Raw genomic sequence first — 8,252 nt, forward strand, 5'->3', positions numbered from 1 at the left:
CAAACGTCCTGCAACAGCATCGGACCGCGCGGACCCGCAGTCTGAACGTTTTGATTGTCAACGACGGGGGCGCCAAATGCAGTGGTGAGCTTCTTCATGGACATACCTCTTTTGGGGACCGTATACAGGACCGGCTATGCCGGACCCGGTCTTTCTGTGGATATCGACGAACTCGTGTAGGGGCGCCGCGCCGCGCATCCATTTGCGACAAAACCGCAAAATCGCCCGCGCGGCCGAAGGCTAGCGGGAGAATATCTCAACCGAGCCTAGCCGATGGCCGGATCACCTGCAGAAGTTGCCGCCGTGGAAATGGGTCTTTAATAGCGATTACGTGGGCCTTAACGTTACCGAACGTCGTGTCCGGCTTGTGTTTAAGCCCCGAACAAGATCGGTTATCTTGTGGGCAAGTTGACTGGCGGGGATGGTGATTCCCTCAATGTTCAAGGACATAATTTATCTCCATTGGGGTCTGGCATCAATTGGCGCTGCCACCGGCGATAGAAAGGTTCGAGTAAGACATACGAAGTGCGGCTGTAAGTAACGACTCGCTTCGAGTCGTACTACAGGACACTATGATTGAACACCGGCATCGTGGCGCGCTATATGTTGTGAAGAGCTGCGAAGACATGTTAAGCGGCATGCCATGGCTGTGATGTGGGCCTCAGGCCGACTCGGCAGCATCGACGCATTGCAGTGCACGCGAGGGAATAATTGCAGCTTCGATCGGCGTCGTCGTTCGCCCTGGATGGCTTGCCGCATTTCCGCACTCGGAACATTGGCACAGCAAATCGAGAATTTTCGGCCAAGGGTCGGCTTTTGCACTATGAGGACCCATGATCGCGGCTCATCGAAGAGGTCTATGAAGAGCGGTGGAAAAACGTCCTACCCGGCTCCCTAACGTAACCTCTAGTGGCGTCGTTTCGTCACGTTTCCAGCGTAAAGTAGGAAACACGAGCCTAGTTTGTGAGGGCTCCCGGCTGAACAGCCCTGTCGACGTTGCAGCAAATGGTCAGCCTTCGCAAGGCGCCTGGCGACGGGCAGGCCGGCGCGAGGTATGTGACAAATTCCTCTGCAGAGGCTACTGCTTTGTCGCCCCCGTTTCGCGCGCCGTTTCTGGTTCACCCGGTCGCGTCCCCGCGCATCAACATGATCCAATTCGGCTGCGACCACCGTATCCGTGCGCTGTTCCGTCTCGCACGAACGCTATGGCTTCATAGGTTGCCCGGATCAGGCGGCGAAAGTTGCGCGTCAAACGATCCACGAGGCTGACGAGTTCAAGCATCCGGTCACCCTCTGCATTGGACTGGTCGTGAGCTCCTTCATCTGGAGCGGAGAATGTCGGGACGAAGTACGTGCCACCCACTACTACACTGTTCCAGCGCCGCCAGACCTTCCGCCAAGGCGCTTTGACGCTCGCGCGATTGCTGTCCGATCAAGACCACCGAATGGAAGCGCATGACATGCTCGCCGGGATTTATGGTCGGTTTACGGAAGGATTCGACACGTCCGATCTCAAGACAGTGAAGCGCCTGCTGGGCGATCTAAGTCGCCCACCCGATTCCGACGAATCGGGCCGTGAGTTGTTTTCTATTGAATGAAGCGCGCAGCAGATGCTCCTTTACACGAAGTGTTGCCTGTCGGGCCGAACCTCGAACGGATTTTGCGTGCGCCTTGGATGCGCAGATCGCATCGGCGCATTCGCAGGTCACACTCAATGCCGTGACGGGAACAAAACCTCCGTTATCTCTGCCCGACGCCGCGCGCGATCTGGCGCGAATCACACCGGTACGCACACCATTTACCGATGCGCTGCTCGGATTGGCCGGTTGCGCGGCCAGACACGTCGGGGCTCTATCTGGGCCGATAGCGATCACGCAGATTCCCTTGTTCGCCGGGGCGCGCTACGTGTGTGCGTGCGGAGCTGCACCTCCCGGGCGGCACATTCGGCATCCGCTTGAGCAGCAAATTCGGTGGCAAGAAAGTCAATCAAATGGCGCACCGCCGGCAGCAGTCCGCGCCGGGACGGGAACACCGCGTGGATGATGCCGCTGCGCGGCAACCAGCAGGGAAGCACTTCTACCAGACGACCCTGCAGCAGATCCTGCCTCACCTGAATCTCTGGCAGTTGCACGACGCCGGCACCAAGTAGTGCGGCGTGATGCAAGGTGGCCAGATCGGTCGTGACGAGCCGGGGTCGATGATTGATTTCGAGCCGGCTGCCGTCAGCCCCTTCGAGGCTCCAACGGTGTTCGTGCATCGGTGGCCCAAGATCCAGACTAGGCAAACGTCCAAGCTCTTCGGGTGAAAAATCTGGCGCACATCTCTCCAGTAAGACGGGATGTGCAACCAGGCGCTGGGAACTGTCTCCGAGCACCTTCATCACGAGATCGGCGTCTTGAAGCGGCGGGAAGCGCACCCGCAACCCGATGTCAAATCCTTCACTGACGACGTCGACGCGCCGGTTGGCGACCTCCATGTGGACCTGAACTTGGGGGTTTTGCATCATGAACCGGGCGACCATTTCTCCCACTCCGAGTGCCGCCAGGCCCGTAGGACAGCTTAGACGCACGATGCCTCGAGGCGCGGCGCGGGATTGCTCGATCACCGCCTCCGCAGCTTCAGCTTCCACCAGCATCGCGACGCAGTGGCGATAGTAATCCTGGCCGATCTCCGTCACCACAAAGTGTCTGGTTGAGCGCTGTACGAGCCGCACACCGAGGCGTTCCTCCAGCAGGGCAATCCGCCGGCTCAGTTTCGATTTCGGTATGCCCAGCTTTCGTCCCGCCGGCGCGAAACCGCCGCTGTCCACCACCTGGACGTAGAAAAACAGCTCATTCAGATCATGCAAGGATGTCCTCGTCGTTCCCCAAATAGAACGCTGATGGCAAATATAGCGTACTACCGCGTCAATCATCCTATATCTAACATTCATTCCAATCGCAAGCAGGCAAGGCCCAATGAGCAGCGAGGGGTCCGTTGAGTAGACAGTGCGGCTCGAGGGTCTTGCCGATCGCGACACCTGCGAACGAGGACGCCGGCAGGCACATTTTCCCATCTCTTTCAAGAATGAACACCATGACTCTGAATACCGACGACACGCTTTTGACCCCCGACAACCACGCGGTGATGCTAATCGACCACCAATACCTGCAGTTGTTGACTGTGCGTTCGCATTCCGTCGAAACGGTCGTGAACAATGCGACCTTCCTGGCCGAGGGCGCCAAGATCTTCAATGTGCCGACCCTGTTCACGACGGCATTCGCGGAACGTCAGGCCATGTTTGCCGAACTGCAGGCGGTGCATCCGGAGCAACAGCCCATCGACCGCTTCGGCCTGAATGCCTGGGACGACGAGCGCGTGCGCGAATGGGTGAAGAACACGGGCAAGAAGAAGTTGGTGATGGCGGGTCTGTGGACCGAGGTCTGCCTGACGATGCCCGTGCTGTCTGCGCTGGCAGCCGGCTTCGAGGTCTACATCGTCACTGACGCCTCGGGCGCCAGCAGCGTCGAAGCGCACGAGCGCGCTGTTCAACGGATGGTGCAGGCCGGCGCACGGCCGCTGTCGACCGTCAGCTATGTCAGCGAAGTGCAACGCGACTGGAGCCGGGCGGACACGGCCGAGCAGGTGGTGAAGCTGTTCGAAAAGCGCGGCGGTGGCTTCGGGCACGGCTTGAAGTGGGAATGGCAACTGCTCGGCCTGCAGGAAGGCACGCGCTGATGGGGCCGCAGATCGTGCGCCTCGACGATGTTCTCTTGCCGCGAGAGCAGCAAGCCCGATGCGCATGATCTGCCCACGGGCTCTTTCACGGTGCCTTCGCACCCTCTTTCAACTGAGTCACCCACAGGCGGAGCAGGCTGGCGGCCGGCCCCCACAAGGAAGCACATCATGACAAACCGCACACTCAAGGCAATCCATCTCGCCCACCGTGACGACATCCGGGATCTGGAGACGCGACGTCCCTTGCCCGGTCCCGACCTACCGGATTTGAATCCGTTTCTTTTTCTTAACCATCATGGCCCGCAAGTCTACGCACCTCATAACGGCGGCTTGCCGTTCGGCCCGCATCCGCACCGGGGCTTCGAGACGGTGACATTTGTGCTGGAAGGCAGCCTTGCGCACTCGGATACCGGCGGCCATGAGAGCATCATCGATGCGGGCGGCGTGCAGTGGATGACCGCAGGTAGCGGCCTCGTACATGCCGAGCTTTCGCCGCAGAGTTTCATGGAGCAAGGCGGCAAGTTGGAGATCCTCCAGTTGTGGCTCAACCTTCCGGCCAAACTGAAGATGACCCAGCCGCGTTATGTTGGCGTGCAGGAAAATGGTATTCCGTCTATTCCCACGCAGGACGGCACGGGTCGGGTTCAACTGGTGTCCGGCGAATGGTCGGGCTTCCGCGGCCCCATTGAGTCCCTCACTGACACGTTCATGTCCGTGGTCCGGGTGAAAGCCGGTGGCCATGTGAAATTCCCGGGCGTCGCGGGGCGGCGGGTCTTTCTGTATGTCGTTCGCGGCAATATCGCCATCGAGGGGGAGCGTGTAACGGAGTTCAATCTCGCAGAGTTGCGTGATGACGGTGACGTCGTCGAACTAGAGGCCAAGGACGATTCCATCATTCTGTTTGGGCATGCCGACCCGCTTCACGAGCCTATTGCTGCAGGCGGGCCGTTCATTATGAATACGCAGGCGGAACTCAACCAGGCCTTTGCGGACTTCAAGGCGGGGAAATTCAACGTATCGGCAACTTAGCGGACGATAAGTGCCGTGGTTGTCGCAGATCAGCCAATCCGCTGATCTTCAGATGTGCTGCATCGGCCTCATCTACGCTGTAATTTTTCGGCGACTCGGGCCGGGCGCCAGTGCACACCAAAACGTCACAGCCATGGCATGCCGCTTAACATGTCTTCGTAGCTCTTCACAACATATAACGCGCCACGATGCCGGTGCTCGGTCATAGTGCCTGTAGTACGACTCGCAGCGAGTCGTACTTAAACAGCCATACTTGTTTTACTCGCCTGTCCTTACTGGTGACAGCGCCAATTGATGCCATACCGAAATGGAGATTAAATATGTCCTTGAACGTTGACGGAATCACCATCCCCGACAGTCAACTTGCCCGCGAGATAACTGATCTCGTTCGGGACACCGCTTCCCCCTTGTTATTTCATCATTCCAGTCGCGTGTACTACTTCGGCGCCCTGGCGGGCAAGCATCGTGGACTGAAGTTTGACCCGGAGTTGTTATATTGCGGCTGCATGTTCCACGACATGGGCCTGACCCACCAGCACAGCAGCGCCTGCGAGCGCTTCGAGGTAGATGGTGCGAACGCCGCGCGTGACTTTCTGAAAAAGCATGGAATCAGCCAGAAAAATATCGATACCGTGTGGACTGCCATAGCGCTCCACACCACGCCAGGCATTCCTCAGCACATGCACCCTGTCATTGCTTTGGTCACAGCAGGGGTGGAAATGGACGTGCTCGGTCTGACTTACTCTGAATATAGCGACACCGAACGAGAGGCCGTAGTCCACGCTCATCCGCGTGGGAGTCACTTCAAGGAAGACATTATTCAGACGTTTTACGACGGCATCAAGCACAAGCCGGACACTACGTTCGGTAACGTTAAGGCCGACGTAATCGCTGATAAAGACCCTCATTTCCACGCTGGGAACTTCTGCAGCGTGATTCGGACATCGGCTTGGTTTGGTTGAGACATCTCCCGCTAGCCTTATGCCGCGCGGGAGAATTTGCGGTCTTGTCGAAAGTGAATTACACGGCGCATCACCCGCTACATGCGTTCGTCGATGTCCTAGGACGGCAAATATAGCGCACTACGGCGTCAATCATCCTATATCTAACATTCATTCCAGATCGCAGCAGGCACGGCCCAATGAGCAGCGAGGGGTCCGTTGAGTAGACAGTGCGGCGCGAGGGTCTTGCCGATCGCGACACCTGCGAACGAGGACGCCGGCAGGCACATTTTCCCATCTCTTTCAAGAATGAACACCATGACTCTGAATACCGACGACACGCTTTTGACCCCCGACAACCACGCGGTGATGCTAATCGACCACCAATACCTGCAGTTGTTGACTGTGCGTTCGCATTCCGTCGAAACGGTCGTGAACAATGCGACCTTCCTGGCCGAGGGCGCCAAGATCTTCAATGTGCCGACCCTGTTCACGACGGCATTCGCGGAACGTCAGGCCATGTTTGCCGAACTGCAGGCGGTGCATCCGGAGCAACAGCCCATCGACCGCTTCGGCCTGAATGCCTGGGACGACGAGCGCGTGCGCGAATGGGTGAAGAACACGGGCAAGAAGAAGTTGGTGATGGCGGGTCTGTGGACCGAGGTCTGCCTGACGATGCCCGTGCTGTCTGCGCTGGCAGCCGGCTTCGAGGTCTACATCGTCACTGACGCCTCGGGCGCCAGCAGCGTCGAAGCGCACGAGCGCGCTGTTCAACGGATGGTGCAGGCCGGCGCACGGCCGCTGTCGACCGTCAGCTATGTCAGCGAAGTGCAACGCGACTGGAGCCGGGCGGACACGGCCGAGCAGGTGGTGAAGCTGTTCGAAAAGCGCGGCGGTGGCTTCGGGCACGGCTTGAAGTGGGAATGGCAACTGCTCGGCTTGCAGGAAGGCACGCGCTGATTTGGCCGCAGATCGTGCGCATCGACGATGTTCTTTTGCCGCGAGAGCAGCAAGCCCGATGCGCATGATCCGCCCACGGGCTCTTTCACGGTGCCTTCGCACCCTCTTTCAAGTGAATTACCAACCGGCGGGGCAGCATCAGCGACGTTCACGTCGCTTGACAGCGGAAAGAACGCAGACAGTTCGCGCACGGTACGTGGTAGCCGCTGATGGCGCGAACCGCTTTATACGCAAGTCTCTGGGCATCACGTTCGAAGACCTCGGTTTCCAGGAGGACTGGCTGGTCATCGACGTAAAGCCCAATGAAGGTGTATCACTGGACGTTCCGGACATTAATCAGTAGTGCAATCCGGCGCGCCCGACCACGATGGTCCCTGGCGGTCCTGGACCGGCGCTGGGAATTCATGCGCATGCCCAATGAGTTTATCGAGGACCTCCAGAAACCAGAAAAGGTTTGGGAACTCCTTTCTCCATGGTTGAAGCCGGAAGACGCGACGCTGGTTCGCCATGCCGTCTACAAGTTCCGTTAGCTGATTGCGGAAAAGTGGAACGTCGGGAGGGCGCTCGTCGCGGGTGATGCGGCCCAGCAGATGCCGCCGTTCATGGGGCAAGAGATGTGCTCGGGCATCCGCGGACGCGTGAACCTCGCATGGCGCTTTGATCTCGTCCTGAACGGAATCGCTGAGTTATCCATTGAAACGCAGTAGGCAACGCAAGTTCCGCAGCCAGAAAACGGAGGAAAGCGGACGCGGCGCGCCGGGCCGCTTCCGGAGTCGCGAAAGTAGTTCGTTACTAGCGCTGTCGTTTCGTAACAATCGTGGAAAAAACACGTTCTCAAACGGGTAAGCGAAGATAAGTGAAGTCTCAGAGAAAGCCCGTCGCCGACGGGCTTTTTTGTTGTCTGCTACACCGAAGGCCACGGACGACGTACATTGAAGGGCAAGCTTCAACTCCCGCGCAACCCCGAACTGATCACCAACCGCGGATTCTCTCAGTGAACATCCCGAGAATTCCATTCCCCTTCGAGGACGAGACAAGCGCCTTTATGAATTCGCCAAAGAAGTCGCGAAGCGCGCTACAAAAATGCGTGAACCCTATCTCCGTCTTGAGACACCCTTAGGTTCCGGCATGGCGGGGACTTGTGCATGCACAACGAAGCAATGGGTTCGAACACGTCGACCATGAACCGCTTCAGTCACGAAGTGTCGAGCACACGGCAAAAAAAACCCTACGCGGTGACGTTATGCACATCTTCGAGACCGCCGAGCACTTGGCCAACGAGATGCAAGCATCAATGCTCACTGTGACACCGAGACAGTGTGATCCAGGCGTTTCCGCGGCCTCCCGGCACCTTGAACTGACTGGGCCGGATCCGCAAATCAACCAGGCGGCAAGACTCGGCAAGGTAAAAAACGGGCGTTCGGGCTGGATTTTTAGGCCGGAACACCTCCCACGGATGGGCAGCAGTTTTAGAATGCCCCCATGAAACCTCATGTTCTTGTCGTCGACGACGATCCCGTGGTGCGTGATCTGTTGCGCCGCCTCCTGCAAACTCACGGGATGGATGTCTCGGTACTGCACGACGGCTCCGGCCTGCGCCGGCGC

General features: G+C 58.4%; 8 protein-coding genes and 2 pseudogenes. 8 read left to right on the forward strand and 2 right to left on the reverse strand.

Annotated elements, in window-relative coordinates; translation table 11 throughout:
- Nucleotides 1-256: 256 nt before the first annotated feature.
- Nucleotides 257-379: pseudogene (locus HV670_RS32510) on the reverse strand (phosphohydrolase); the annotation flags it as partial.
- Nucleotides 380-1,352: 973 nt separating this feature from the next.
- Here HV670_RS32510 and HV670_RS28790 point away from each other — a divergent pair.
- Nucleotides 1,353-1,598, forward strand: coding sequence for a hypothetical protein (locus HV670_RS28790; protein WP_175108360.1), 246 nt, complete (start codon nucleotides 1,353-1,355; stop codon nucleotides 1,596-1,598).
- A gap of 272 nt (nucleotides 1,599-1,870) precedes the next feature.
- On the opposite strand, the gene HV670_RS28795 is transcribed toward HV670_RS28790, so the two are convergent.
- Nucleotides 1,871-2,848, reverse strand: a complete 978-nt coding sequence (locus tag HV670_RS28795; RefSeq protein ID WP_175108361.1) for a LysR substrate-binding domain-containing protein — start codon at nucleotides 2,846-2,848, stop codon at nucleotides 1,871-1,873.
- A 227-nt stretch (nucleotides 2,849-3,075) separates the two neighbouring features.
- Between HV670_RS28795 and HV670_RS28800 the strand changes: the two genes are divergently transcribed.
- The 7 genes and pseudogenes from HV670_RS28800 to HV670_RS31610 all read left to right on the forward strand — a co-directional run.
- Complete coding sequence (locus tag HV670_RS28800; RefSeq protein WP_217478551.1) at nucleotides 3,076-3,717, forward strand: isochorismatase family protein; 642 nt, start codon at nucleotides 3,076-3,078, stop codon at nucleotides 3,715-3,717.
- Nucleotides 3,718-3,960: 243 nt separating this feature from the next.
- Nucleotides 3,961-4,746 (forward strand): pirin family protein, encoded by a 786-nt coding sequence (locus HV670_RS28805; RefSeq protein ID WP_246258067.1) that lies wholly within the window; start codon nucleotides 3,961-3,963, stop codon nucleotides 4,744-4,746.
- Nucleotides 4,747-5,066: 320 nt separating this feature from the next.
- Nucleotides 5,067-5,708: an HD domain-containing protein gene (locus tag HV670_RS28810; protein WP_175108363.1), complete on the forward strand. Its 642-nt coding sequence runs from the start codon at nucleotides 5,067-5,069 to the stop codon at nucleotides 5,706-5,708.
- A gap of 297 nt (nucleotides 5,709-6,005) precedes the next feature.
- Nucleotides 6,006-6,647, forward strand: a complete 642-nt coding sequence (locus HV670_RS28815) for an isochorismatase family protein (RefSeq protein ID WP_217478551.1) — start codon at nucleotides 6,006-6,008, stop codon at nucleotides 6,645-6,647.
- Nucleotide 6,648: 1 nt separating this feature from the next.
- Nucleotides 6,649-6,990, forward strand: coding sequence for an FAD-dependent monooxygenase (locus tag HV670_RS31600; RefSeq protein ID WP_343054518.1), 342 nt, complete (start codon nucleotides 6,649-6,651; stop codon nucleotides 6,988-6,990).
- Nucleotides 6,991-7,237: 247 nt separating this feature from the next.
- Nucleotides 7,238-7,354, forward strand: a complete 117-nt coding sequence (locus tag HV670_RS31605) for a hypothetical protein (protein ID WP_246258069.1) — start codon at nucleotides 7,238-7,240, stop codon at nucleotides 7,352-7,354.
- A 775-nt stretch (nucleotides 7,355-8,129) separates the two neighbouring features.
- Nucleotides 8,130-8,252: pseudogene (locus HV670_RS31610) on the forward strand (D-alanyl-D-alanine carboxypeptidase); the annotation flags it as partial.

This window comes from Pararobbsia alpina, from assembly GCF_902859895.1.
Taxonomy (GTDB): domain Bacteria; phylum Pseudomonadota; class Gammaproteobacteria; order Burkholderiales; family Burkholderiaceae; genus Pararobbsia; species Pararobbsia alpina.